This window comes from Nocardioides sp. URHA0032 (assembly GCF_000620645.1).
Classification (GTDB): Bacteria; Actinomycetota; Actinomycetes; order Propionibacteriales; family Nocardioidaceae; genus Nocardioides.
Window position 1 is genome coordinate 448,635 of the sequence record NZ_JIAV01000015.1, and the last position, 24,893, is coordinate 473,527.

Here is a 24,893-nt window from a genome sequence, read left to right on the forward strand (position 1 = left end):
CTCACTCCGGTACCTCGCCGTCTCGCTGGTCATCGGCGGTTCGGCAGCAGCGAGCCACGGGTGATCACGACATCGATCGCAACGGCAAGGATAAGGACGCCTCCGGTCGCGAAGCTCTGAACCTCGGTGGACAGGCCCAGGAGCTGGACACCGTTGTTGATGGACCCGATCACCAGCGCACCGAGCAGCGCGGCCCACACGGTGCCGCGGCCACCGAAGAGACTGGCGCCACCGACGACGGCGGCCGCGATCGCGTTGAGCATGAGTGGCCCGCCGCCCGAGGAGTTGGAGACGGCCAGGAGCCGGGACGCCTCGACGATGCCGGCGACCGCGGCGCAGACCCCGAGCACCAGGAACGAGTAGACGACCATGCGGGAGACGGGGATACCTGCCCGCTGCGCTGCCTCCCGGTTGCCGCCGACGGCGTACAGGTGGGTGCCGTAGCGGGTCCGGCTGGTGAAGTACCAACCGATGAGGAGCATGCCGACCAGGATCAGCACCGGGAGCGGGAGTCCGCGGCCCTCGCTCAGGACCGCGACGGCTCCGAAGACCGCGGCACCGCTGACGACCGCCGGCACCCCCAGCCACAGCAGGGCGGACGAGGTCGCCGAGGCGTCGCGCCCCCGGTGGCTGCGATAGCGCGCCACGCAGAAGAGCAGCCATCCGACACCGGCGATCGCAAAGCTCCATCCCGCCGGGACGTAGGTCGAGGAGATCTTGGCGTAGTCGGTGCCACCGATGTTGATCGCGAACTCCGGCGGCAGCACGACCAGCAGGAGTCCTTGGAGGATGACCATGCCGCCCAGCGTCACGATCAGCGAGGGCACCCCGAAGATGATGACCAGCGCCTCGGCGAGCACGAAGAGCAGACCGACGACGACGCCACCGCCGATGGCGACCCACAGCGGCCAGTCGCTCTTGATGGCCAGCTGGGCGGTGACCGTCGCACACACTCCCGACAGCATGGCCGACGACAGGTCGATCTCACCGACGAGCAGCACGAACACCACGCCGAGCGCCAGGATCGCGGTCGTGACGATCTGCAGCGTGAGGTTGGTGATGTTGGTCGTGGTGAGGTACGCCGAGTTCTGGGAGTAGAAGTAGAGCCAGATCAGTCCGAGGACGATCAGGACGGGGATGCTGCGGTACGGACCGCTGAGGCCCGCGACGATGCGCCCGCGCAGCGGCGTGGGCAGGTCGCCCGGAGAGGCCACGGACACGGGCACCGCCGACTGCTGGACGCTCATCGGTCTCCCTCACTGGGTCGGGGGGCGTCATGGGCTCCGGTGATCGCGGCGACCAGGTCGCCCGAGGAGTACTGGCCGCGCGCGAACTCGGCCACCTTGCTGCCGAGTCGCATGACCACGATGCGGTCCGCCACCTCCTGGACGTCCTTGAGGTCGTGCGAGATGACCAGGACCCCTCTGTTCTGCGACCTGAGGCGGACGATCAGCTCGAGCACCTCGGTGCGCTGCGAGACCCCCAGGGCGGCGGTCGGCTCATCCAGGAGGACGAGGCTCGGGTCCGAGATGAGCGCACGGCCGATGGCGATGCCTTGACGTTGCCCGCCCGAGAGCCCGCCGACGGGCGTGCTCATCGAGCGAACCCGGACGGCGAGGCTGTCGAGGACGGTGCGCGCCGCCGCCTCCATGCGGTGCCGGTCGAGCGGCCGGCCGCGCAGGAGACTGCCGGTCAGCTCCTGACCGAGGAAGACGTTGCGAACCGCGTCCAGGTTGTCGCACAGCGACAGGTCCTGGTAGACGGTGTGGATGCCGGCGGACTGCGCGGCTCGGGGCGTCTCGAGTCGTACCGGCTCACCACCCACCCGGATCTCACCCGAGTCGGGGTGCTCCACCCCGGAGATGACTTTGACCAGTGTCGACTTCCCGGCTCCGTTGTCCCCGACGAGGCCGACGACCTCGCCGCGGTACAGCTCGAGGTCGACCTCGTGCAGCGCTCGAACGCCACCGAAGTACTTGGAGACGCCGCTGAGCTCGAGCAACAGCTCACCACGGGTCGCGGGTACGGCGCTGGCGTCCGCAGCCACCTCAGGCATGGGTCTTCCTCTCGTGGTGCGGGGTGGCCGCCCGGTGGGCGGCCACCCCGGATCGTGGTGGGTCAGCCGACCTTTGCCTTGCACGTGGGAGTGTCGGCAGCGGGACCACCGTCACAGATCTGCTCCCACGTGAAGATGCCGAGGTCGACGGCCTGCTGCACGACCTCGCCCGGGTCCTTCCCGTCCTCGAGGTGGATCAGCGTGGTGTCCAGCTTCGCGGTCGGGATGTCGTCGGTGCCGTTGTTGACCGAGTCCTTGACGAGGTCGGACGGCGGGTCCTCGCCGTTGATCGCGGCCAGCGCGATCTTCGCGGCCGCATCAGCCTCCACGGAGAATGCCTTGAGCACGTCGTCCTGCTGGTCGCCGGTCAGCATGTACTGCAAGCCGGTGAGCTCGGGGTTCTGACCGCCGTACACCGGGATCTCGACGCTCTTGCCCTGCAGGGCCGCGATGATGCCGGACGCGTTGCCGTCGTAGAACCCGAGGAACACGTCGATCTGGTTCTGGGTCTTCGTCAGGCACTGCTCGGCGGCCTGCTGCGCGTTGTCGGGCGCCCAGTCCTTGATGTAGTCCTCACAGACGACCTGCACGGTGCCGTCGTCGATGAGGGGCTGCAGGACCTCGTTCTGGCCGCGCAGCATCTCGGTCGTGTACACGTCGCCCTTGTTGCCGTACTGCCGGGCCAGGTCGACCGTGCCGTCGCCGAAGACGCCGGCATCGACCTGGCTCTTGAAGTACTCGCCCTGCTGGAGCCCGACCTTGTACGGGTCGAAGATCACCTGTGCATACATCGGACCGTTGAGCGGCGGGTTCTCGTAGCCGATCACCGGGACGTTGGCGGCGCCGGCTGCCTGGAGCAGGCCGGCGCTCGTGTTGGGGTCCGCGGCCACGACGACCAGGGCCTTGGCCCCGGCAGAGATCGCCGCGTTCGCCTGGGACAGCTGGGTGGCCGAGTCCCCTCCGCCGTTGACGAACTTGACCTCGATGTCGGGGTCCAGCGCCTCGAGCGCCTTCTTGAAGTCAGGCCCGTCCTGCTCGATGTAGCGGGTCGGCGTCGTGTTGGGCGCCATGAAGTAGACGAGCTGCTTGCCGCCCGAGGACGAGCCGCCATCCGAGTCTCCATCGTCCCCGCCACAGGCGGCCGCCACCAGGCTGAGCCCGCAGAGGATCGCCATCATGCCGACGGCCGACCCCCTCCTCTTGCTGCTGACCTTCATCACTTCTCCTTTGACGATGCACCCCGGACCTCGTGGTCCGGGTGTGAGTGAGTGCTGTGATGGCAGCCCTCATCGGATGACCGTGCGCGGCTGGTTGGAGCGCGCCGTTCACGGCCGGTGGTGCAGAGCCCCGAGAGACCCGTGGGGACCTGACGCCGCAGCGTCAGGACGGTGAGATCCCGGCCTGGTCGGCGGTGATCTGTAGTGCCAGGTGCTTGGAGTAGATGCGGACCCAGGCGAGCGGGCCGCCCATGTACCAGAACCCGTCCTGGCCGGTGCGGCGGTAGAGGCCTCCGATCTCCCCGTCCGCCCCGACGCCCAGGACGAGCGGCAGCTTGTCGGCCACCTCACTGCCGAACAGCCGCCGCGCCGTCTCGCGCATGTTGGAGTAGCCGGTGGCCAGCACGACGAGGTCGGCGTCCAGCTCGCGACCGTCCGCAAGCCTGATCCCCGACTCGGTGAACTCCGCGAGGCCGGAGCCCTGGGCCAGCGCGATCCGGCCGGTGGCGATCAACCCGGACGCGCCGACGTCGATGTAGTAGCCGCCGCCCTTGGCCAGGGCGAAACCCATCAGGCCGGTGCCGTCGGGGCCGTCGTTGAGCTTGAAGCCGACCGCCTCGAGCGAGGAGAGGAGCGCGGCGTCCTTCTCGGCGGTGTCCTTGACTCCCTGCTTGGCGGCTTCGAGCACGAGCGGCCAGGGAAAGGCGCTGGCCAGGAGGTCCGAGCACTCCGTCGGGGGGCCGGCCTCGGTGAAGTTGGCGCCGAAGATCGCCGGGATCCCGTGCACCTGACTGATGATGTGGGTCGAGGACCGCTGCACCAGGGTGACGTCGGCGCCTGCCTCGTAGAGATCCTGCGCGATGTCGTGGCCGCTGTTGCACGCCCCGACCACGACGGCCTTCCTGCCCGACCAGTCACCGCCGGAACCGTGCCGGCTGGAGTGGTAGACGGTGCCCTCGAACCGGTCCCTCCCGGGGAAGTCGGGCACGTTGGGCTCGCCGGCTGCTCCGGTGGCGAGGACGACGTCGCGCGTCGTGATCGTGCGTTCGCCCTGCGGCGTCTGCACCGTCAACGTCCACCGGCGCGAGGCCTCGTCGTACGCCGCAGCCGTCATGTCCGCCGAGCACCAGACGTTGAGCTCCATGGCCTGCGCGTAGAACTCGAACCAGTCGGCGATCTTGTCCTTCGCCGAGTAGATCGGCCACGACTGCGGGAACGGCAGGTAGGGCAGGTGGTCCGCCCACACCGGGTCGTGCAGCACGAGGGAGTGGTAGCGCTTGCGCCAGCCGTCGCCGATCCGGCCGCTCTTCTCGAGGACCAGCGCGTCCACGCCCATGAGGCGGAGGTTGGCCGCGAGTGCGAGACCGCCCTGACCGGCACCCAGGACGACCACCTCCGGATCCCGGTCACGGTACGCCGCGGATGCCTCTCGCTGGTCCTTCCAGTTGCGCTGGGTGGTGGCGCCGACCTCATGCCGGGGACCCGTCGGCCGGCGCGCGCCGAGCGCGCGCTCGTGCCCCTTCAGGTCCTCCATCCCGGTCATCACGGTCCAGGCCCTCCACACACCGTCGACCTGTCGGATGCGCGCGACACCGCGGCACCACGCCTGCGGCGTCTGGAAGGTGAAGAAGCCCTCGATCGTGCCGCCGCCGTCGTCCTCCGCGACGAACCGCGGACCGAAGTCGGTGACCACGGTGAGGTCGGTGACGCCGGCGCGCTTCAGGTGGTCGTCCAGCAGGCCCGAGATCCGCTCGGTGCCGTGGTAGGTCCCGAGGTCCCAGCTCAGCGCCAGCAGGTCGCGCCACCAGCAGTCGGCGTCGAGCAGGCCCAGCACTGCGGCCCCGTCCCCGTCCTGCATCGCCTTCCCGAACGCGTCCGACCAGCTCCGGAACGCGGCCGCCACCTGACCCGGCGACGACTCCACTCCAACCGTCACGGCAACCCTCTCTGGCTCCACGGCGGTTGAACACTGCGGCTGATCAACCGACCGAGCGATCGCTCGGTTGCGAGAGTGTTGCACACGTCACAACGCCTGGGAAGTCCTCTCCAGAGGGAACTTCGGCCCGCTCCCCCGGCGGATCTGCCCCGCGGGGAGCGCACCGCTCGACCAAAACTGAAACAGGTTCTACTCTGGGCGCGTGACCACAGAGCTTGGATACGCCGACTCCCACGACACCTCGATCGAGGAGCGGTACGCCGCCGTACCGCTGCTGAGCGGAAAGGTCCTGGTCGTCTCCGGCATCGGCCCGGGCCTGGGCCGCTCGCTGGCCGAGGAGGCCGCGAGGATGGGCGCGGACCTGGTCATCGCCAGCCGCACCGAGTCCCGGCTCCTCGAGCTGCAGGCGGAGCTCGAGGGCCACGGCGGCAAGGTGGTCAGCGTGGTCGCCGACGTGACGGACGAGGACTCGCGGGTCAACCTGCGGGACCGGACCCTGGAGGCGTTCGGCCGCGTCGACTGTGTCATCAACAACGCCTTCACGATCCCGCCGATGGACCCGATCACCCAGATCGAGCCCCGCAAGCTCGCGAAGGTCAACGAGACCAACGTGTTCGCGCCGTTGCGTCTCTCGGCGCTGTTCGCCGACGCGCTCGCGGAGAGCAAGGGCTCGATCATCATGCTCAACTCCTGCGTGGTGTTCTCCTCGCAGCCCGAGTACGCCGGCTACAAGCTGTCCAAGGGCACCCTCGAGCACCTCGCCTCCTCGCTGGCCACCGAGCTCGGACCGCGCGGGATCCGCGTGAACAGCGTCGCGCCGTCGTACATCTACGAGGACGTCAACCGCGGCTACTTCGACTTCCTGGCGGCCGTCGAGGAGAAGACCCATGAGCAGGTGTACGCCGAGAAGGCGGCGCCGACCGACCTGAAGCGACTGGCCTCCCCGCAGGAGGTCGCCCGGGCCGCGCTGTTCCTCGCCTCCGACCTCGCATCGGCCGTCACCGGCCAGATGCTGACGGTCGACTGCGGCGAGTTCCACGACTGACATGTCCGACAACGTCATGACCCGGGAGCGCCCGGACGTCGGCAGCTACGAGGACATCGTGGCCGCCGCCGTCCGGACCACGGGCATGAGCGACTTCGGCGACGGTGCCCACGAGGAGGGCCTGCGGGTCCTCACCGAGGACCTGTCGTCGGCGGAGGCCGGGCTGACCCCGCGGGGCAACTACTTCCAGCGCTCCGAGGTCAAGAGCGCGCTGGTCGGCGTGCTGCTGACCCAGGCGCAGTTCGCCGCCCATCCCGAGCACCGCGACGTGCCGATCGAGCGGCCCGTCTTCGTGATGGGCCTGCCGCGGACGGGGACGACGGCGCTGCACCGGCTGCTGCACGCGGACCCGATGGCGCAGGGCCTGGAGATGTGGCTGACGCAGTACCCGCAGCCGCGACCGCCGCGCGAGACCTGGGAGTCCGACCCGATCTTCGGCGCCATGCAGCAGGCGTTCTCGGCGCACCACGTCGAGTCGCCTGAGTTCATGGGGATCCACTACATGGACGCGACCACCGTCGAGGAGTGCTGGCGGCTGCTGCGGCAGACCGGCAAGTCGAACTCCTACGAGTCGCTCGCCAACGTCCCGCGCTACACCGCATGGCTGCGGGCGCAGGACTGGACCGACGCGTACGCCCGGCACAAGGAGAACCTCCAGCTCGTCGGGCTCAACGACCCCGAGAAGCGCTGGGTGCTCAAGAACCCCTCGCACATGACGGCGCTCGACGCGCTGATGACGGTCTATCCCGACGCGCTGATCGTCTACACGCACCGCGACCCGGTCGTCTGCATCGCGTCGTCGTGCTCGCTCTCGGCAGAGACGACCGACGGGCACTCGACGACGTACGTCGGGCGCACGATCGGCGAGACCCAGCTGGACCTGTGGTCGCGGGCCTACCACGCGTTCCACGACGCGCGGCCGCGCTACGACGCCGACCAGTTCGTCGACGTCGCGTTCTCGGACCTGCGCTCCGACCCGCTCGGCGTCGCGCGCGGGGTGTACGAGACGTTCGGCCTGGACTGGACCCCCGAGGTCGAGGCCGCGATCACCGAGCTGGACGCGGAGTCGAGGTCCGGGAAGGCCGCGCCCTCGCACTCGTACACGCTCGACGACTACGGCCTGACCGAGGCCCAGGTCCGTGCCGCCTTCGACCGATAGGACACTGATGAAGAAGCGCGTGGTCGTCTGGGGAACCGGCGTCGTCGGCTCGATGGTGATCGCCGAGATCCTCGACACCCGGCGTTCGAGCTGGTCGGGGTCGGCGTCACCCGCTCCGAGCGCGCGGGGCAGGACGTCGGGACCCTGATCGGCGTACCTCCCACCGGCATCGTGACGACGACGTCGGTCGACGAGCTCATCGCCCTGGAGCCGGACGCGCTGGCGCACTACGGCCCGACGGCGCAGTACGCCGACGAGAACATCCGCGTGATCTCGGCGTTCCTGCGCGCCGGCATCGACGTCTGCTCGACCGCGATGACGCCGTGGGTGTGGCCGGACCTGAAGCAGGTCCCGGGCGACTGGCGCGACCCGATCACGGCCGCCTGCGAGGAGGGCGGAGCCAGCTGCTTCACGACCGGCATCGACCCGGGCTTCGCGAACGACCTCTTCCCGCTGACACTGATGGGGCTGTGCGGCCGGGTCGACTCGGTGCGCGCGTCGGAGCTGCTCGACTACACCGACTACGAGGGCGACTACGAGGACGAGATGGGCATCGGCCGGCCGCCGGGGTTCGCGCCCCTGCTGGAGATCCCCGAGCTGCTGATCATGGCGTGGGGCGCGACGGTGCCGATGATCGCGCACGCCGCCGGCATCGCGCTCGACGACATCACCACGACCTGGGAGAAGTGGGTGACGCCCACCGACCGCAAGACCGCCAAGGGCGTGATCGAGGCCGGGAACGTCGCCGCCATCCGCTTCACGATCAACGGCGTGTACGCCGGGCGTGAGGTGATCACCCTCGAGCACGTCAACCGGATCGGGCTGGACGCCGCCCCCGACTGGCCCGCCGGCTCGGCGGACGACGTGTACCGCGTCGACATCGCCGGCTCACCCTCGATCAGCCAGGAGACGGCGTTCCGCTTCACCGACGGCTCGGGCCGAGCGCCGGCCGTGGCCGGGTGCCTCGCGACCGGCCTGCGCGCGCTGAACGCGGTGCCGTACGTGAACGACCTGCCCGCCGGCTGGGTCACCGCCCTCGACCTGCCGCTGGTCCCGGGCGTCGGCACGATCAGGTAGCCAGCCACTCCCGGACGCGGTCGAACGTCTGCGGTCCGGCGTCCTGGAGCACGCCCGCGGCCAGGTCGGCGATCGTGACGGCGCGCAGCGACTCGCGCCACGCCTGCTCTGCCAGCTGCATGACGCGGTTGACGCCGCACGGGCGCTGGCAGACCTGGGGGCTGGCCGGGAGCGGCCCGTTCTGCCGGATCTCGGTGCAGCGGAACGCGGGCTCGCGGCCCTCGATCGCCTGGACGACGTCCAGCACGGTGATCTCGTCACCGGGCCGGGTCAGCAGGTAGCCGCCGACCCGTCCTTCCGTCGAGGTGACCAGGCCGGCGCGCGACAGCTGCTGGAGGTGCTTGGCGAGGTAGGTCCGCGAGATGCCGTGGAACTCCGCGAGCCGCTGGGTCGGCACCGGTCCCTCGGCCTGGCTGAGCACGACGCAGCAGTGCACGGCCCACTCGACACCGCCGGACAGCTTCATGCCGGCCATCCTACGCGAATTCGTGGATGACAAGTATCCGCGTTAGTGATCTAATCGTGGATAGAAGGTATCCGAGTTAGAGAACAGAGGAGCAGACCATGAAGATCGCCATTGCCGGCGCCACGGGCCGGATCGGCGCCCAGCTCGCCGCCCTTGCCCGCTCGCAGGGCCACGACGTCGTCGAGATCGCCCGCGAGACCGGCTTCGACCTGCTGGCCCCGGTCGGCCTCGAGGACGCGCTGGCCGGCGCCGACGTCGTCGTCGACGTGACCGCCGCCCCGCTCGAGGTGGCCGGCGACTTCTTCCCCGCCGTCGCCCGCAACCTGGGCGGCGCTGCCGCCGCGGCCGGCGTGCCGCGCACCGTCGTGCTCTCCATCGTGGGCGTGGACAGGAGCCCCGACTACGACTACTACGTCGCCAAGCTCGAGCAGGAGGAGGCGTACCGGGCGACCGCGCCGGGCGTGGTCGTGCTGCGGGCGACGCAGTTCCACGACTTCGCCGGCCAGATGCTGGAGTGGAACACCCAGGACGGCGTCGCGCACATCATCGACGTGCCGACCCAGCCGGTCGACACCCGGGAGATCGTGAAGCTGCTGCTGGAGGTCGCCACCGGCGAGGTCGAGGGCGACGTCGACCTCGCCGGCCCGGAGCAGGAGAACCTCGTCGAGCAGGTACGCCGCCTCGTCGAGCGCGCCCGCTCCGACGTCAAGGTCGAGGCCGTCGACGGCCCGCCGAGCATGATGGGTGGCTCGATGCTGCCCGGTCCGGACGCGCTGCTGCGCGGCCCGAGCTGGGCCGAGTGGCTCGAGCAGGAGGGGTAGGGGGAGAGCGGCGGCGTGGACCACCATCCGGTCCTGGCGCGTTTCGCCCCCGCCGGGCCGGGTTACGGTGGTCCGTGCCCTCGATCCGCCCGCTGGTGCTGCTCGCCGTGCTGTTCGGGCTGTCCGGGGTGTTCGCAGTCACGGCACCGGCGTACGCCGACGACGATCCCCGCGTCGTGCGCGTCGGCACCGAGGGCGTGTACCCGCCGTTCTCCTACCGCGACCCGGACACGAACCAGCTGACCGGCTTCGACATCGAGGTGATGAAGGCGGTCGGCGAGGAGGCCGGCTGGGACCTCCGGTTCGTGGAGGCGCCGTTCGACTCGCTGTTCCCCGCGCTCGACTCCAACCGGATCGACGTCATCGCGAACCAGGTCACGATCACCGGCGAGCGCAAGGCGCGGTACCTGTTCAGCACGCCGTACACGTACTCGCACGGCGTGATCGTCACCGCGAAGGACAACGACGACATCACCTCGCTCGCCGACCTGAAGGGGAAGACGACCGCGCAGACGGCGAGCAGCAACTGGGCGCAGGTCGCGAAGGACGCCGGCGCGAAGGTGCAGTACGTCCAGGACTTCGGCCCCGGGGTGCAGCTCGTGGAGCAGGGCCGGGTCGACGCGATCGTCAACGACAACATCGCGGTGCTCGACTACCTCGCGACGTCAGGCAACGACAAGGTCAAGATCGCGGGGGACGCGGGCCACGACGTGCTGGAGCAGGCGCTGGCCTTCCGGAAGAGCGACCCGCAGCTGCAGCAGGAGGCGGACGACGCGATCGCCGCGCTCACGAAGGACGGCACGCTCGCGAAGATCTCCGAGAAGTACTTCGGCGCCGACGTGACGGTGCAGGGTGGGTCGAAGGACGTCGACGTCAAGGCCTCCGACTCGCGCACGAGGTGGCAGGTCGTCAAGGACACGGCGTGGCCGATGTTCGTGGGGCTGGTGAAGGGCAACATCCCGCTCACGATCTTCAGCTTCCTCATCGGCATGGTGCTCGCCGTCGCGGCGGCGCTCGCGCGGCTGTCGTCGCTCCGCGTGCTCGACTGGATCGCCCGCGCGTACATCTCGGTCATCCGCGGCACCCCCCTCCTGGTGCAGCTGTTCATCGTGTTCTTCGGCCTGCCGGCGATCGGCCTCGACTTCGACCCGTACCCGGCCGCGATCGTCGCGCTCAGCCTCAACGTGGGCGGGTACGCCGCGGAGGTCGTGCGCGGCTCGATCCTGTCCGTGCCGAGCGGGCAGTACGAGGCAGCGACCGTGATCGGCATGGACTACTGGCAGTCGATGCGGCGGATCATTCTGCCGCAGGCTGCGCGGATCGCCGTACCGCCGCTGGGCAACACGCTGCTGTCCCTCATCAAGGACTCAGCCCTCGCCTCGCTGGTGCTGGTGCCCGAGCTGTTCCGGGAGGCGCAGGTGACGGCCGCGGCGACCACGGAGTACCTGCCGCTCTACACGATGGCGGCGCTCTACTTCTGGGTCGTGTGCTACCTCGTCAGCCTGGCGCAGGGTCCGCTCGAACGACGACTGAGCAGGTACGCCACATGACCGACCTGATCGAGGTGCACGGGCTGGAGAAGTCCTTCGGCCCTCACCACGTGCTGCGCGGGGTCGACTTCGCTGCCCCCGCCGGCTCCGTCACCGTGCTGCTCGGCCCCTCCGGCTCGGGCAAGACCACGATCCTGCGGTCGATGAACGTGCTGGCGACCCCCGACGCCGGTGTCGTCCGGATCGGCGACTCCTCGATCGACTTCTCCCGTCCGCCGGACCGCCGCGCGATCAAGTCGCTGCGCGCCCGCAGCGGCATGGTCTTCCAGGCGCACAATCTGTTCCCCCACAAGACCGTCCTCGGCAACCTGATCGAGGGGCCGGTGCAGGTGCAGAAGCGCTCGCCCGACGAGGCGGCCGCCGACGCCCGGGCGCTGCTGGAGCAGGTCGGGCTCTCGGGGCGCGAGGACGCCTACCCCTCGCAGCTCTCCGGAGGACAGCAGCAGCGCGTCGGCATCGCCCGCGCACTGGCCCTGAAGCCCGAGGTCCTGCTCCTCGACGAGCCCACCTCCGCCCTCGACCCCGAGCTGGTCGGCGAGGTCCTCGCCGTCATCCGCGACCTCGCGGCGGAGAACTGGACGCTCGTCATCGTCACCCACGAGGTCCACTTCGCCCAGGACGTCGCCGACCAGGTGCTGTTCCTCGACGAGGGCGTCGTGGCAGAGCGTGGTGGCGCCGAGGTGCTCACCGACCCGCAGGAGGAGCGGACCCGACGGTTCCTGGCCCGGATGCTGGACGCCGGCTGAGCCTCCGGCCTCCTCCGTGGCCCGCTCAGCCGGAGGAGGCGACCTGCTGCTCGACGATCGATCGGGCGTCGGGGTCGACGACCCAGCTGGCGAAGTCGGTGCGCCCGAAGTGCTGGTCCGACGCCCCGGCGCCGGCGGTCTTGTTGCCCAGCGTGAGGTTCCGGCTGTTGCTGACGGCACCCGGGTTCCACACCAGCGAGGTGACCACCCCGTCGACGGTCACTCCCACCGCACCGTCGTCCCGCCAGCAGACCGCCGTGTGCCACGCACCGTCGTCGACGTTGACCGTGGAGGTGATGAGCCGGGCCCCCGTGGTGCCCTTGACCCGGCAGTCGACGGTGCCCTGGGCGGGCGAGACCAGCTGGAGCTTGACCTGCCCCGGATCGCCGAAGAGCCCCTTCTGCATCAGGTTGCCGCTGTAGCTGCTGGTGTTGGGGATCGGTTGCGACGTGAAGACGATCCCCATCGCGAAGTCCTGGGTGCCGGGGTTGTCGTACCGGCTGTTGGCCGCCGTCCCCAGGGAGGGTGCCCTGGTGAACTCCACGGCGCCGCCGACCTTGCCGGGCACCGACCCGATGCCCTGTCCGGTGAAGGTCACCGGCTGGGTCCCGTCGGCATCGCGGACGACGCCGTTGCTGAGGTCCATGCTCCAAGAGTTGCCCGGCGTCGCCGCGAAGGCCGCAGGCACCACGGACAGCGCGACTGCAGCCGCGATCGCCACCGCTGTGGCACGAGCCTTGGACATGAGTCGCTCCTGTCGCCGGTAGTGCGGTCCTACACCCCCCACGGCCGTCGGCAGAAGGAGCGGAGGACAGGATCACCACGATTGATGAGACCGGTCAGGGGCGCACCGGCGCCGGCTGCGGGCAGCGCGCGGACCGTCCAGCGCCGGCGCCTGAGACGTCAACGCTGGACGGCGGGGCCCGGTCAGCAGTGGTGGCCGGCCCGGGGTGACCCCGTGCACTGCCCACGGAGTCCCCTCGGGAACGCCCGCCCGGATAGGGACGATCTCGGATCAGGCCAATGGGCATCACGAGCCCGAGATCACGAGCGCTGGTTCAAGAGTAGGCGCCAGCCCACTCACCCGCCCTCGCCCGAACTGGGGAAGTTCCGAGCCCGGCTAGTACCCGCGCGGGCGGGCGGGGGTGTACAGCCAGCGGCGGAACATCCGGTGCAGTCGATCACCCGAGATGCGTTCGCTGAGCCCGATGAAGCCATGTGTGGACGCCCCGCCGTGCCGGCGCAGTCTCGCCCAGCTCCGGAGGATGTCGAAGAAGTGGTCGGTCCCGACGCGCTGCCGCAGGACCTGCAGCGTCATCGCGCCTCGCAGGTAGGCGGGACCGAACAGGTCGGCCGGGTCCGAGAGCGCGGCCGGTGCCGGCTTCCAGAGATCTGACTTCGGTCCGTTCTGCCGGTACAGCGCGCGGAACGTCGCGCGTGTCGAGTCTCCGCCGTGGGCGGCCGTCCAGAGCCACTCGGCGTAGGTGGCGAACCCCTCGTTGAGCCAGATGTCGCCCCAGTCGCGGGGCGTCACCGAGTCGCCGTACCACTGGTGGGCGAGCTCGTGGACCAGCACGCCGACGCCCGGGCCGCCCGGGTAGACCGGCCGGTCCTGGGTCTCCAGCGCGTAGCCGACCGACAGCTCGTGCGCGACCATGCCGGTGCTGTCGAAGGGATAGGCGCCGAAGCGGCGCTCCTCCCAGCGCACGATCCGGGGCACGAGGTGGCGCGCCCCGCGCTGCGGCCCGAGGCTTCGCTCGACGAACGACCAGACCGGCAACCGGCGGCCGGCGACGGTGCGCATGGTCGACCGGAACACCCGGTAGTCGCCGATCGAGATCATCGCGAGGTAGCTCGCCATCGGCTCTCCCTGGCGCCACGTCCACGTCGTTCGCGCTCCGTGGCGCGACCGGTCCACCAGGATGCCGTTAGCGACGACCGCCCGGCGGCTCGGGGCGGTGACCGCGAAGGTGTAGCGCGCCTTGTCGCGCGGGGTGTCGTTGTCGGGGAACCAGGTCATCGCACCCACCGGCTCGTTCACCGTGGTCGCCCCGTCGGCGGTGGCGATCCACCCCTCCGACGACCCGTCGGGATCGGTGTGGCTGTGCGGGGTGCCGTGATAGGCGACCCTGGCGGCGAAGGCGCCGCGCACGGGCCGCACCGGCGTGATGACGAGCTCGTGCCCGTGGCGACGGAACGTCGCCTCCCGACCATCGACACGCACCCGCTCGACCCGGAGCCCCTCGAGGTCCAGGGAGAACGACGACAGGGGGTGACGCGCCCGAGCGGTCAGCCGGGTCGATGCGGAGATCGAGCCGTCCCGCCGGTAGTCCAGCACGACCCGGTAGCGCTGGGCGTCGTAGCCGCCGTTGCCGGCCTGCGGGAACAGCGAGTCGCCCGACCCGGTCGAACCCGGAACCGGACCGGGCCCGGGCGCCGCTGCGAGAGGACCGGCCGCGCCGCCGACCACCACGGCCGCCGTCACCGCGGCGCACACCATGCCCTTCAGGGACGAGATCGCCGCCATCCAGCGACCCTAGGGGCGGCACCGCGCACGCACAACGGCGTCGTCGCAGCGAGGCCGACAGCCGCCGGATCTTCACCAATTGTGACGTGTCGCGACGATCCGGGCGGTGTGATGATCAACGCGACGACCGACCTGTCGGCCGTGCCACACCTTCATCATCGCGTTCATGCCTGGGGAATCTCGGTCAGCCACGGCAGCGCGGCCCGGTTCGAAGCCACGTTGCACGCCCATCGGGGACAGCCCCGTGAGTCTTCTCGATCGGGGATGGTCACCCATGTGGAGCAAGCGTCGTCGTGTCCTGGTTGCCACGCTGTCGGCGGGGGTCCTCGCCATCGGTCTCGGATCGACGGCCGGCACGCCGTCGGCCGGGGCGGCACCGTTCAACCTCCACCACCTCAACAAGATCCAGAGCCGGCTGGTCTCCGGCGAGCTGCACGCCGCGCTGAGCGGGCCGGGAGCCTCGACGAACTCCGTCCCCGGCGGCGGCGACGGGGACCAGGACCACGGCGCCGACGGCGCGGCGAACACGCCGCCGGACAGCATCGGCCCGAGCGTCGGACAGGGCGGCCTGCCGGCCAACGTGGCGCCCGCCGGCACCGGAGCGTGCAGCCAGCGCTTCGGCAGCAACGTGAAGGTCAACCAGAACTGCCTGAACATCTCGGACCCGGACCTCCAGGGACGCGGTCAGGCCAACAACGAGAGCTTCATCGCGCAGGACCCCTTCGACCGCCGCCACATCATCGCCTCCGACAACGACTACGTCCGCGGTGACGGCACCTGCGGCTCGGCGTACTCCCTGGACGGCGGGCGGTCGTGGAACAACTCCACGGTCCCGGACGTCTTCACCCGGGGCGGCGGGGACAACGCCCGTCAGTACTGGCAGGCGGGCGGGGACACCTCCGTCGCCTGGGACACGCGCGGCAACGCGTACCTCTCCTGCCAGCTGTTCAACCGCGGCCTGGTCGCGTCGAGCGACCCGGACCAGTCGAGCTCGTTCGTCGTCTTCCGCTCGACCGGGAACAACGGCGCATCGTGGAACTTCCCGGGCCGCTACGTCGCCGCGACCTTCGACGCGCCGGGCACCGCGGGCGTCCTGGAGGACAAGCAGCTGATCGCGGTCGATGCCTCGCGGACCAGCCCGTACCGCGACCGCGTCTACGTCACCTGGACCGAGTTCGCCGCGGACGGGACCGCGTACATCTACGAGGCGTACTCCAGCGACTACGGCGAGACGTTCAGCCCGCGCGTCCTGGTCAGCGCCGACAGCGCCCTGTGCCCCACGACGTTCGGCGTGGCGACCCCCCAGGGCCGCTGCAACGAGAACCAGTTCTCCGACCCCTTCGTCGGGCGGGACGGCACCCTGTACGTCACCTGGTCGAACTTCAACAATGCGGTCACGGCCCCCGACAACCGCAACCAGGTGCTGCTGGCCAGGTCGACCGACGGCGGTGCCACGTTCAGCGCGCCCGTCAAGGTCAGCGACTACTACGACCTGCCCGACTGCGACACCTACCAGGGTGACGGCGCGGATCCCGGGCGCGCCTGCGTGCCCGAGAAGGGATCGTCCACGAAGTCGGTCTTCCGGGCCACGAACTACCCCTCGGGCGCGGTCGACCCGACCAACCCGAACAAGGTCGTCGTGACCGTCGGCTCCTACATCAACCGCAACTCGAACGAGTCCCACGGGTGCACGCCGGCGGGCGTCTCCCCTGACACCGGCCAGGACCTCTACACCGGGGTCAAGACCGGCGGGTGCAACAACGACATCCTGGTCAGCGTCTCCCGCGACCGCGGCGCGTCGTTCACCGGCACCACGACAGACCCGCGGGCGATGACCTCCGTGACCCAGGAGCGCCGGCAGTCCACGACCGACCAGTTCTGGCAGTGGGCTGCGTTCAGCTCCCACGGGACCGTGGCCGTCGACTACTACGACCGGCAGTACGGCTCGGACGAGCGCACCGGCTACTCGGACCTCAGCCTCTCGGGGAGCCGTGACCTCGCCGGGTTCGGGACCACGCGCGTGACGACGAGCTCCATGCCACCCCCGACCCAGTTCCCGGGACCGAACGGCGGCCAGTTCTACGGTGACTACACCGGGCTCACCGTGACCGACGAGCGGGCCCACCCCGTGTGGAGCGACACCCGCCCCGTGGACGTGTTCCTCTGCCCGGACAGCGCCACCGGACCGGGCGACCCGCCGCGGTTGTGCACGGCGACGGAGACGAACGGGCTTCGGGCCAACGACCAGGAGATGTTCACCGACTCGGTGGCCATCCCCACGGGACGCCACTGGCACCATCCTCCACGCACCTGACCTCGGCGAGGGTCGGACCGGGCACCGGACCCGGCCCGGCCCCGCACGGGGAGCGTCGGACCAGCGAGCTCACTGCTTGGCCGCGGCCACCTGCAGCAGCGTCGTGCCCTCGCACGTCTCCGAGCTCTTGATCGCCCAGGTGCCCGAGTAGCCGTTGCCGGACCAGGTCGCCTCGGCGTCGTCGTGCTCGGCCTCGCCCTGGGTGGCGACGAAGCCGGCTTCCTCGAGGTCGTGCTGCATGAACGGCAGCACTCCCTCGAAGCTCGACCCGACCTGGGCGGTGACGGCCAGGCCGCCGCCGGGCACCGGCTCGGTGCCGGTGACCACGGTGCCCGGCGGGAAGGGCCAGGCCGTCGGGAAGGTGCCGTCGCTGGGGAGCGAGGCCGGGGAAAGACTGCTCATGCACGACGGGGCCGGTGAGTCGGTCGCCTCGTCGCTGTCACCCCCGCACGCCGACGTGAGCGCCAGGCCCAGCGTCGCCAGGGCGAGCCCGACGGCACGGGACCGGATGGTCGCCCTCATCTGTCGTACTTCGCGAACAGGGTCTTGCCGCTCAGCTGCCGGACGATCGCGCCGTGGTTGACCAGGCCGTTGGCCGACACTGTGTCGCTGGCGACGCAGTCGCTGGCCTTGTCGAGCGCAGGACCCACGCAACCGTCGGCGAGGCCGACCATCACGTGGCCGGTCCGGTCGATCGTGATGGCGTCGAAGTCGAGCAGGTTGCGGCAGGGGTTGCTGCCGCCGGCGTTCCAGATGCACCCGCGCTGCACGGGGTCGCCGGGGGTCGCGTCGACCATCTTCCACGTGGCGCCACGGTCGTAGGTCGTGGCGATGTAGAGATGCCACGCAGCACCGGTGAAGGTCTTGCCGTCGGCGGACTTGCCGAAGGACGCCGCCTGGGTCGATCCGGGCGTCCGGGTGCCGAGGAAGGCCACCGAGGCACGGTCGCCGTCGCCGGCCACCACCATCGCGAACTCGGTGTTGCGGATGCCGGCGAGGCTGCCGATGTTCAGGTTGCGGGTCCAGGTCCTGCCGTGGTCGCGGGAGATGGCCACGCGAGCCTCCCCGGTGCCGTCGGCGTAGGAGACGTAGAGCGTGTTGTCCTTGCCGATGCCGACGTACGGGTCGGACTGGCCGGCGATGCTGCCCGGGATGGTGCGGACCGTCCAGGTCTGCCCGCCGTCACGGGACACCGCGACGCCCTGGTGGTTGCCGCAGACGGCGTTCGGCACGTAGGCGGTGCCGTCGGGGCCGACCTGCACGTGACCGTGGATGCCCGAGCACTCGGTGCTCCACAGCGCCACCGGCGCGCCGAAGGTGACACCGCCGTCGTCGCTGCGCGAGCAGTAGGCCTTGCCGAGCACCAGCGCTCCGCCCTGGCTGCAGTAGTAGACGGCGTGCGGGTAGCTGCCCGACATGCCCTTCGGGTAGGGGCCGCCGCCGATGGTCTGGTGGTCGAAGCCGTTGATGCCCGTGCCGCAGCCCTGCGAGGGTCTGCCCGGCGTCGTGAAGTCGTCGTCGGAGTACGCCGTCGCGGAGCAGGCGAGGTAGAGCTGGCTGACGATCGTGCGACCGGTGGTGTGGTCGGTCCAGCCGATCGGGTCGAGCGAGATCTTGTTCGAGGGGTCGGTCGGGTCGGTGTTGACGTTCTTCCACGTCGAGGTGCGCGCCCGGTCGTCGAAGTGGACGACGTACTCGTCGGTGTTGGAGGTGAAGAGGGTGTTGCCCGACTTCCAGTTGCTGCCGATGCTCGGCTCGCCCGCGTTGTCGGCGACACCCGCGGGAGCGCTGAACTGGTGATAGGTCGGCGCCTTGGCCTTCGAGGCCGCCACCTTGCGCGGCTTGATCGTGTACGCCGTGGCCGTGCCGGTGTAGGCGGTGCCCGTGGGCGGGTTCTGGAACGCGCACACCAGCACGTTGTAGGTGCCGGGCACGCGCGAGGTGACGTTGATGCCCTCGAGGTTCTGCGAGCCGTCGGAGGCGGCCACGAGCTTGCCGTCGGGGCCGTAGAGATACATCGCGAGGTCGTTGGTGGTGTTGGCACCGGCGTCGTCGGTCCACCTCACCGAGAACCGGACGAGGGTCTCGTAGCGCCGAGGCAGGTCCTTCGGGAACGACACGCGCACCTGGTGCTGGCTGTTGAGGCTCGGGTTCGCCGGGTCGCAGGCGCCGGTGGGGTCGTCGACGCCGAGCTGGCCCCACACCAGGCCCGAGTTGCCGTTGTTGAACGGCGCGTTGCCCTGCCACGAGGTGCTGGCGTGCCCCGGCGCTGACGGCACGCTGACCTCGGAAGGGCCCGAGGCCGGTGCGGACGAGGCGTTCGCGACCAGGCATGCGCAGGCGGCGGCGACGGCCGCGGCTCCGGCGAGGAGGCGGCGTTGGAGAGCAGGCATGCCGGGACAACGACACCGGCCCGGCGCGGTTACCGGCGGCCGGTTCAGCAAGCGGCCACGTGTGGCAGTTCCGGGTGTCCAAGCCTGAGGAAGGCGGCGCCGACACCGGCCTGACCGACCATCAGGTCCGGGCAGACCGTCGACAGTTCCTCGGATGGCCAGCCGCCAGGGGTTCGAAACAGCATGAGGCTCTCACCGAGACGACGTGCGTTCCGCAAGATGGTGTCGTCCCCGGTCAGCTGCCAGAGGTCGATGAGGATGTCGGCGTTGCCGGCGAGTCCGTGACACTGCGTCGTGCCGTGCCAGGTGCGCGCGGCCGTGGCTCGCGCGGCGGCCAGGGCGCCGTCGAGGTACTCATCCGCGCCGACTGCTTCATAGGCTCTGGCAAGGAAGCGTGCGATGCCAGGCGCACCGTGGCACCACCCGCTGAAGTTGGAGGGAGCCTCATTGGCCCGCGTACCCCACGTGAGCCCGCTCTCGTCGATGAGGCAGCTGACCCCCTCCGCCAGGGTCCGATCGGCCACCCGTCGCACGGTCGCGCGCACGGCGTCCGAGTCGGTCGCCACCGCACACTCCGCAAGGAAGAACCCGATGCCCGCCGATCCGTGAGCGAAACCGAGATACGAGTTGCCACTGAGCGATTCGTGGCCGGCGGGAACAACCCAAGCGGCATCGGCTGCGGCGACTGCATCCATCAACTGATGTGCATGGTCGAAGGCACGTGCCAGGAACGTGTCGTTCCGCGTCGCCTTCCACAAGGCCAAGTTGTAGAGACCGGTGCCCGCCGTTCCCGTGAGGAGATCCGGCGAGTGTGCGCGCATCGATGCGGCTTCATCGCTCACCGTCTCGGCGCGGGCGAGCCACCTCTCGTCGCCGGTCGCCTGGTGGAGGCGCAGAAAGAGCAGACCCGGCCCGCAGACGCCGAAGTACAGGCCCGGCATGTCTCCCTCGCGCGGAACGGCCGGCTCCGTCCTGTCCAGCCAGTTCGCGCACGACACGACCGCACGCAGGTAGTCGTCTTCCCCGGTCGCGCGATGCAGCTGGAGAAGGAACAGCGCCGTGCCGGACGAGCCCGCGTAGAGATCCCGGCCGGCGATGCCTCCGACGATCGGATGTGGCGACACCCACGACGTGCCGTGGCTGTCGTGCACCGCCGAGGCGGTCAGGAGGTCACCGACGTCGGTGGCCGCCTGGAGGAAGTCTGTCGGTTCGCGCCTTGGTGACGGACCGGGGCTCGCGGACCACTCATCGAGGGAGGCAGCGAGGATCTCGGCGACGGTTGACGCATCACGGGGCCGGTCGGCCGGGTCATCGGCCAGGCATCGCTCGATGAGCGGGAAGATCGGGCTCGACGGATCACGGGATCGCTCGAGTGCAGCGACGGCTGCGGGCGCCGGAAGCATGGCGCAGTCGACGGTCGTCGCGACGGCGAGCAGGGTCGCGCCAAGCGCGAAGATGTCGTCCTCCTGAGTTCGTGAGACCGCGCTGTCGGCCTGATCCGGCGACACGTACCCGCGGGTCCCCATCCCGCCCACGAGCGCTTCGTCGAGCTGGCCGCCCAGCTCGAGGTCGATGAGGTTGAAGCCGGTCTCGGTCATGATCAGGTTCGCGGGTTTGAGGTCTCCGATGACGAAGCCCTCTCGATGAATCGTCGACACCACGCTGCACAGCTGTTCCGCCCAGTGCGCGATGAGGAGCGTCGTCGGGCGCGTGCCTGCCGCTGCGAGTCCGTTGAGGACGCTTCCGAGCGGCTCGCCGTCGATGAACTCGTAGACGAGGTAGGCGGCATCCGGGGTCTCCCAGTAATCACGGAGCCGAGGCACGGCTCCCGTGTCGGCGAGTCGCTCCAGGCATCGCGCTTCCTGGCGAAGGCGCGCCCGGGCGTCGAGTCCGTCGCTCGCCTCCATCACGTGTGCGTAGGCCTCCTTGACGACGACGAGGAAGTCGCCGCGCTCTTCGGTGTCGAGCGCAATGGACGTCGCACCCTTCGGCGACGCGTGCAGCTGTTGAACCCGTACGTACCGGTTCTCCAGCAGGTGGCCAGCAGGCTCGCCCGCATCGCGTGCGCCATCGGGAAGCACGACATGCCCCGGCGGGGGGCTGGGCTCGGCCCTGTCGTCGACTTCCAAGACTCCCGTGGGGGTCACCCGTGCAGGGACGATCCGCCCAGTGAGCAGCTGGAGGCGTCGACTCGTGAAGCCTCCGTAACGAACGTGTACGAGGCTCGAGTCCGCGTAGCGCTGCTCCGAGCGGATCTGCGGACCGGCGAGACCATCGGTGGCCAGGTGCAGCTCGGCGGCGAGCTCGGCGGCGGCGGTGTCGTGCGGAGGGTAGGCGGTCAAGAACTTGCCGACCTGGGTGATGCCGCCTCGGCCGCTGGAGAGAAAGGCGAGCTCGTGCAGAGTGGAGGCGTGCTTGAAGGGGACCCTTCGCCTGACGAGCAAGGGCAGGCAGCGTTCGAGCACGTCGCCCGCGCTGCCGACGCTCGCCGAGACGTGGAGCTTCAGTCCGATCTCGGGAAGGCTCTGTCCCCTCGGCCGGTATTCGGTCCAGAACGTCGCCGAGCTCTCGAGTTGGCTGGTGTCCCAGCCCGCGAACAGGCCCGCCGCGCGCGCGGAGGCGATGGCCTGTTGTATCGGGTCGTCCCCTGCCGCTGACACGTCAGCCCGTTCATGCCTGCGTCTGCGCCGCAAGAGTGGTGGTGCGCTCGAGCTGCATGTCGATGATGCCGTGCTCGACCCCTTTCAGCGGGACGCGGAGCATGCTGGCCGCGCCGTACCGCCATTTCGCGGCATCCCCGTCGATGACAGCGCGCAGGTCGGTGACCTCGGCGAGGGCCTCACGAGAGCGCCCCTGCGACTGGTCGACCCTGGCGACGTTCGATGCGAGATGGATCAGCTTGACCGTGAGATAGCCATGACCGAACTCTTCCGCGAGCACCCGTCCCGCATCGAGCGCTCGGGTCAGGTCGGCGATCGCAGCCTCGCTGTTGCCCTCCTTCCAGTGCACGAGCGCGTGGACCGGAAGCGTCGAGAGCTCGCGCGCCGCGCTGAGCTCATCATCATCTGGCAGCTCGATCGCATCGACGGCTGATAGAAGTCGCCGAGCTTCGAGGAGATCGCCGGCCTTTGCGTGCTGCGCGGCTTCCTGGCCGTAGTCGAGGAGCACCTGCAACGTGATGATGTCCTCAGGATCGTGTCGGGAGGACATCGTCGTGAACTGGTCCGCGATGAACTGCCGGCCGGCGCGTAGCTCCACCTCCCGGAGGGTGGCGACATCCATCGTCGCACCGACCTGCGACTCGTCGAATCTGCGAGACATGAGGTGCCCCCGATTGGCCGCGCGTCACTTTCCTTGTCGACCGGCTGCCTTCGTCGGCGCTGCAACCTCGCGTCCGATCAGGACCTCGAACGGCACGGGGTTGCGTCGCTCGTCTGCCAGGTTGGTGATGTTGGTTCCGATGCAGCTGGTCACGCAGCAACTGGAGCAGCAGCAGTCCCAGGTCCACAGGCCCAGGCTGCCGCCGAAGTTCGGTGCTTGGAAGTCCTCCGCGGCCATGGCGATCGCCATCGGAGCAGCGACACCACGCTCGAACAGCACCGAGGCGAATTCTTCGGGGCTGGACCTGACGCGCTTGTTCAGCTCTTCGTCGTCGTCGCACTCCTGCTTGAGGTTCTTCACCTTCTGCAGCGACGACCTGTAGCTCGCGATCTGCTTCTGGACGGTGCCCAGGATCCTGTGGGTTGCTTCGAGCTCGTCCGGCTCAGCATTCCTGTCCCGGGAATAGTTCGGCATGATGCCCCTCCGTTGCCGACATCGGATGCGCATTCTCTCTTCGACAATCACCACATCGGAGACCCGAATGCATGGTCGGGGCCGTTTCGCACGGCCGTGTCCGTCGGACCGGCCTTGGGCCGGTGTTCCCTTCCTTGCTACGCGTGGCGTCGGCGGTAGTCCATAGCGCAGAGGTGCTCTTGACAGGTGGTGAGCTCGATTGCGAAGGCGTAGGAAGCCTTGGTCCTCTCGGGCACACCCGGGCTCTTGTGTGAACTCGCCGGCGCAGGTCCACTGGTACGGGCGCACAAGACGGTCGCGGTGCCGAGGATCGATCGACGGAGACGAACGTGGACGACATCGAGGTCACGACACTGTTCCGCAAGGCGATCGCCGACAACGACGACGTAGCGATGCGCCGAGGCATCGAGCAGATGCTCGGCCTCAGCGACGGGGGCGCGCTGTCGGCGGAGAAGGAGTACCTGCTTCGCCACCCCGAGTACGTGATGGAGCTGCCGCAGTCGAATGAGCGCATCCGTGGGCGCGACGCCATGCGCGCAATGCAGGAGTCATTCCCGACCCCGCCCGAGGTCCAGCTGCGACGAGTCCATGGATCCGGCCGGACCTGGGTCGTCGAGGGCGTCAACGACTACGACGGTGACGTGTGGAACGTCGTGCTCATCCTCGAGCTGAACGACGACGGGTTGATCGTCCGAGACACGCGCTATTACGGCCAGCGTTCCGACCCTCCCCAATGGCGATCTCCTTGGGTCGAACCGATCGAGTGAGCGTCAGGGCCTACGGCCGGTCCGCCGTCGCAGCACCCTGACGCTGTCGTCGCCAGCAAGCGCGCAATCCCTGCCCGGACCTGAGTGCAGAGGTTCGTCGACAACTTCGAACTCGGTCTCGAGCGGCTCACCTGCTCACGGAGCACACCCCCCCTTCCTCAGCGCAGGGTCCGCCGCGAGCCGGACGCGCACATGTTGCCTGCTGACACCCCCGGGGATTACCCGGGACTGCTCCCCATCGCATTCATAAGAGCCGTGCGGACGACCACATGGGGAGGAGGAGGCAGGTCCGAAAGTCCGAACCATCCGATCTGGTCGTGTTCCTGGGGCGCGCAACGTTCGTCGGCGTTCCGTGCCACTCCCGCACCAACCAGGCACTGCGGAGCGCCGGTTCGTCAGCAGGTCCCGCGGTCACTCGGCCCAGGTGAGACAACGAGCCCGTCGATACCTGCACACCGAGTTCCTCGTGCAGTTCCCGAGCTAACGCGCCCAGCTCAGACTCACCAGCCTCGTTCACCCGACCGGGTAGGTCCCACAGGCCCGGGCGAGCCCGCTTGTCCGGACCCCGATGCACGAGCAGCACTCGACCTTCACCCACCAGCGCGCCGACAACAACCCTGATCATCCCGCGATCGAAGCACAGGCCTCCGACACTGGCGCTCCTGCCACGGTCGGCACCCTCAATGCCGCGCGTCTTACCCGCCATTATCGCCCAAGAGGGTCAGGCGACGAGCGTCCACACTCCGTCGTCGACCTGCCGGTAGGTGCCGGCGCGCAGCGCGACCAGGGGTGGCGCGTGGGAGGTGTAGGTGTGGCCGGTGGGGGTGGTGATCTCCACGGCATGGCCCCGGGCCTCGGGCGAGGGTCTGGCTCGCCAGCCGGGTTCTTCCTTGGCGTAGTTGCAGGTGGCGCAGAGTCCTTGGCCGGCTGCGGCGGTCGTGGTGCCTGCGTCGGCGGCGCGGACCACGTGGTCGCGGTGGCGGATCGGGGCGTTGCACCAGGGTGTGCGGCAGAACTGGTCGCG

At 69.6% G+C, this 24,893-nt stretch carries 22 protein-coding genes and 1 pseudogene; 9 read left to right on the forward strand and 14 right to left on the reverse strand.

Annotated elements, in window-relative coordinates; all coding sequences use genetic code 11:
- Positions 1 to 29: 29 nt before the first annotated feature.
- The 4 genes from N538_RS24155 to N538_RS0106750 all read right to left on the reverse strand — a co-directional run bounded on the left by N538_RS24155 (position 30) and on the right by N538_RS0106750 (position 5,209).
- Positions 30 to 1,247: a sugar ABC transporter permease gene (locus N538_RS24155; RefSeq protein WP_036569606.1), complete on the reverse strand. Its 1,218-nt coding sequence runs from the start codon at positions 1,245 to 1,247 to the stop codon at positions 30 to 32.
- Positions 1,244 to 2,056: an ATP-binding cassette domain-containing protein gene (locus tag N538_RS0106740; RefSeq protein ID WP_051548872.1), complete on the reverse strand. Its 813-nt coding sequence runs from the start codon at positions 2,054 to 2,056 to the stop codon at positions 1,244 to 1,246. The genes N538_RS24155 and N538_RS0106740 overlap by 4 nt, the downstream gene beginning before the upstream one ends.
- A gap of 62 nt (positions 2,057 to 2,118) precedes the next feature.
- Complete coding sequence (locus N538_RS0106745; RefSeq protein WP_028636680.1) at positions 2,119 to 3,273, reverse strand: substrate-binding domain-containing protein; 1,155 nt, start codon at positions 3,271 to 3,273, stop codon at positions 2,119 to 2,121.
- Positions 3,274 to 3,436: 163 nt separating this feature from the next.
- Positions 3,437 to 5,209 (reverse strand): flavin-containing monooxygenase, encoded by a 1,773-nt coding sequence (locus N538_RS0106750; RefSeq protein WP_028636681.1) that lies wholly within the window; start codon positions 5,207 to 5,209, stop codon positions 3,437 to 3,439.
- A gap of 202 nt (positions 5,210 to 5,411) precedes the next feature.
- Here N538_RS0106750 and N538_RS0106755 point away from each other — a divergent pair, with 202 nt between their 5' ends.
- Genes N538_RS0106755 through N538_RS24160 form a run of 4 tightly spaced genes read left to right on the forward strand, consistent with a single transcriptional unit; the run spans position 5,412 to position 8,490 of the window.
- Positions 5,412 to 6,254 (forward strand): SDR family oxidoreductase, encoded by an 843-nt coding sequence (locus N538_RS0106755; protein ID WP_231496153.1) that lies wholly within the window; start codon positions 5,412 to 5,414, stop codon positions 6,252 to 6,254.
- A gap of 1 nt (position 6,255) precedes the next feature.
- On the forward strand, positions 6,256 to 7,413 hold the full coding sequence (locus tag N538_RS0106760) for a sulfotransferase family protein (RefSeq protein ID WP_028636683.1): 1,158 nt from the start codon (positions 6,256 to 6,258) through the stop codon (positions 7,411 to 7,413).
- A gap of 7 nt (positions 7,414 to 7,420) precedes the next feature.
- The gene (locus N538_RS28905; protein WP_197025250.1) at positions 7,421 to 7,561 is read left to right on the forward strand and encodes a hypothetical protein; all 141 of its coding nucleotides are present in this window, start codon (positions 7,421 to 7,423) and stop codon (positions 7,559 to 7,561) included.
- Between the two features lie 23 nt (positions 7,562 to 7,584).
- Positions 7,585 to 8,490 carry an NAD(P)H-dependent amine dehydrogenase family protein gene (locus N538_RS24160; RefSeq protein WP_197025251.1) on the forward strand — a complete coding sequence of 302 codons (906 nt, stop codon included), beginning with the start codon at positions 7,585 to 7,587 and terminating at the stop codon, positions 8,488 to 8,490.
- Here the strand turns inward: N538_RS24160 and N538_RS0106770 are convergent.
- A complete protein-coding gene (locus N538_RS0106770) occupies positions 8,483 to 8,956 on the reverse strand; it encodes an RrF2 family transcriptional regulator (protein WP_028636684.1) in 474 nt (157 codons plus the stop codon). The genes N538_RS24160 and N538_RS0106770 overlap by 8 nt on opposite strands.
- A 98-nt stretch (positions 8,957 to 9,054) precedes the next feature.
- On the opposite strand from N538_RS0106770, the gene N538_RS0106775 reads away from it, so the two are divergent.
- The 3 genes from N538_RS0106775 (at position 9,055) to N538_RS0106785 (ending at position 12,073) form a co-directional block, all read left to right on the forward strand.
- Complete coding sequence (locus N538_RS0106775) at positions 9,055 to 9,777, forward strand: SDR family oxidoreductase (protein ID WP_028636685.1); 723 nt, start codon at positions 9,055 to 9,057, stop codon at positions 9,775 to 9,777.
- A gap of 74 nt (positions 9,778 to 9,851) precedes the next feature.
- Complete coding sequence (locus N538_RS27890; protein ID WP_197025252.1) at positions 9,852 to 11,327, forward strand: ABC transporter substrate-binding protein/permease; 1,476 nt, start codon at positions 9,852 to 9,854, stop codon at positions 11,325 to 11,327.
- A 5-nt stretch (positions 11,328 to 11,332) separates the two neighbouring features.
- The gene (locus tag N538_RS0106785; RefSeq protein WP_197025260.1) at positions 11,333 to 12,073 is read left to right on the forward strand and encodes an amino acid ABC transporter ATP-binding protein; all 741 of its coding nucleotides are present in this window, start codon (positions 11,333 to 11,335) and stop codon (positions 12,071 to 12,073) included.
- A 25-nt stretch (positions 12,074 to 12,098) separates the two neighbouring features.
- Here the strand turns inward: N538_RS0106785 and N538_RS0106790 are convergent, their stop codons facing one another.
- Entirely contained in the window at positions 12,099 to 12,818 is a 720-nt protein-coding gene (locus N538_RS0106790) for a LamG domain-containing protein (RefSeq protein ID WP_155991987.1), read from the reverse strand.
- Between the two features lie 375 nt (positions 12,819 to 13,193).
- On the reverse strand, positions 13,194 to 14,600 hold the full coding sequence (locus N538_RS24165; RefSeq protein ID WP_051548875.1) for a M1 family metallopeptidase: 1,407 nt from the start codon (positions 14,598 to 14,600) through the stop codon (positions 13,194 to 13,196).
- A gap of 274 nt (positions 14,601 to 14,874) precedes the next feature.
- Here N538_RS24165 and N538_RS24170 point away from each other — a divergent pair, with 274 nt between their 5' ends.
- Positions 14,875 to 16,914 (forward strand): sialidase family protein, encoded by a 2,040-nt coding sequence (locus tag N538_RS24170; protein ID WP_051548876.1) that lies wholly within the window; start codon positions 14,875 to 14,877, stop codon positions 16,912 to 16,914.
- A gap of 69 nt (positions 16,915 to 16,983) precedes the next feature.
- Here the strand turns inward: N538_RS24170 and N538_RS0106805 are convergent, their stop codons facing one another.
- Genes N538_RS0106805 through N538_RS0106825 form a run of 5 tightly spaced genes read right to left on the reverse strand, consistent with a single transcriptional unit; the run spans position 16,984 to position 23,102 of the window.
- Positions 16,984 to 17,436: a hypothetical protein gene (locus N538_RS0106805; RefSeq protein ID WP_028636689.1), complete on the reverse strand. Its 453-nt coding sequence runs from the start codon at positions 17,434 to 17,436 to the stop codon at positions 16,984 to 16,986.
- Positions 17,433 to 19,307: a glycoside hydrolase gene (locus N538_RS0106810; RefSeq protein WP_155991988.1), complete on the reverse strand. Its 1,875-nt coding sequence runs from the start codon at positions 19,305 to 19,307 to the stop codon at positions 17,433 to 17,435. The genes N538_RS0106805 and N538_RS0106810 overlap by 4 nt, the downstream gene beginning before the upstream one ends.
- 44 nt (positions 19,308 to 19,351) lie before the next feature.
- Positions 19,352 to 21,967, reverse strand: coding sequence for a lanthionine synthetase LanC family protein (locus tag N538_RS0106815; RefSeq protein ID WP_028636691.1), 2,616 nt, complete (start codon positions 21,965 to 21,967; stop codon positions 19,352 to 19,354).
- Positions 21,968 to 21,977: 10 nt separating this feature from the next.
- Positions 21,978 to 22,628, reverse strand: coding sequence for a hypothetical protein (locus N538_RS0106820; RefSeq protein WP_028636692.1), 651 nt, complete (start codon positions 22,626 to 22,628; stop codon positions 21,978 to 21,980).
- A gap of 24 nt (positions 22,629 to 22,652) precedes the next feature.
- Positions 22,653 to 23,102, reverse strand: coding sequence for a hypothetical protein (locus tag N538_RS0106825; RefSeq protein ID WP_028636693.1), 450 nt, complete (start codon positions 23,100 to 23,102; stop codon positions 22,653 to 22,655).
- A 329-nt stretch (positions 23,103 to 23,431) separates the two neighbouring features.
- On the opposite strand from N538_RS0106825, the gene N538_RS0106830 reads away from it, so the two are divergent.
- Complete coding sequence (locus N538_RS0106830) at positions 23,432 to 23,869, forward strand: hypothetical protein (protein ID WP_051548878.1); 438 nt, start codon at positions 23,432 to 23,434, stop codon at positions 23,867 to 23,869.
- Positions 23,870 to 24,113: 244 nt separating this feature from the next.
- Here the strand turns inward: N538_RS0106830 and N538_RS29665 are convergent, their stop codons facing one another.
- A complete protein-coding gene (locus N538_RS29665; protein ID WP_442937144.1) occupies positions 24,114 to 24,575 on the reverse strand; it encodes an NUDIX domain-containing protein in 462 nt (153 codons plus the stop codon).
- A gap of 15 nt (positions 24,576 to 24,590) precedes the next feature.
- Positions 24,591 to 24,893 (reverse strand): annotated as a pseudogene (locus tag N538_RS28910) (hypothetical protein); the annotation flags it as partial.

Bases quoted from the DNA above. Each gene is read 5' to 3' on its own strand.
- N538_RS24155 (WP_036569606.1), bottom strand. From the start codon at position 1,247: ATGAGCGTCCAGCAGTCGGCGGTGCCCGTGTCCGTGGCCTCTCCGGGC.
- N538_RS0106740 (WP_051548872.1), bottom strand. From the start codon at position 2,056: ATGCCTGAGGTGGCTGCGGACGCCAGCGCCGTACCCGCGACCCGTGGT.
- N538_RS0106745 (WP_028636680.1), bottom strand. From the start codon at position 3,273: ATGAAGGTCAGCAGCAAGAGGAGGGGGTCGGCCGTCGGCATGATGGCG.
- N538_RS0106760 (WP_028636683.1), top strand. From the start codon at position 6,256: ATGTCCGACAACGTCATGACCCGGGAGCGCCCGGACGTCGGCAGCTAC.
- N538_RS28905 (WP_197025250.1), top strand. From the start codon at position 7,421: ATGAAGAAGCGCGTGGTCGTCTGGGGAACCGGCGTCGTCGGCTCGATG.
- N538_RS0106770 (WP_028636684.1), bottom strand. From the start codon at position 8,956: ATGAAGCTGTCCGGCGGTGTCGAGTGGGCCGTGCACTGCTGCGTCGTG.
- N538_RS0106775 (WP_028636685.1), top strand. From the start codon at position 9,055: ATGAAGATCGCCATTGCCGGCGCCACGGGCCGGATCGGCGCCCAGCTC.
- N538_RS0106790 (WP_155991987.1), bottom strand. From the start codon at position 12,818: ATGTCCAAGGCTCGTGCCACAGCGGTGGCGATCGCGGCTGCAGTCGCG.
- N538_RS24165 (WP_051548875.1), bottom strand. From the start codon at position 14,600: ATGGCGGCGATCTCGTCCCTGAAGGGCATGGTGTGCGCCGCGGTGACG.
- N538_RS24170 (WP_051548876.1), top strand. From the start codon at position 14,875: ATGTGGAGCAAGCGTCGTCGTGTCCTGGTTGCCACGCTGTCGGCGGGG.
- N538_RS0106805 (WP_028636689.1), bottom strand. From the start codon at position 17,436: ATGAGGGCGACCATCCGGTCCCGTGCCGTCGGGCTCGCCCTGGCGACG.
- N538_RS0106810 (WP_155991988.1), bottom strand. From the start codon at position 19,307: ATGCCTGCTCTCCAACGCCGCCTCCTCGCCGGAGCCGCGGCCGTCGCC.
- N538_RS0106820 (WP_028636692.1), bottom strand. From the start codon at position 22,628: ATGTCTCGCAGATTCGACGAGTCGCAGGTCGGTGCGACGATGGATGTC.
- N538_RS0106825 (WP_028636693.1), bottom strand. From the start codon at position 23,102: ATGCCGAACTATTCCCGGGACAGGAATGCTGAGCCGGACGAGCTCGAA.
- N538_RS29665 (WP_442937144.1), bottom strand. From the start codon at position 24,575: ATGGCGGGTAAGACGCGCGGCATTGAGGGTGCCGACCGTGGCAGGAGC.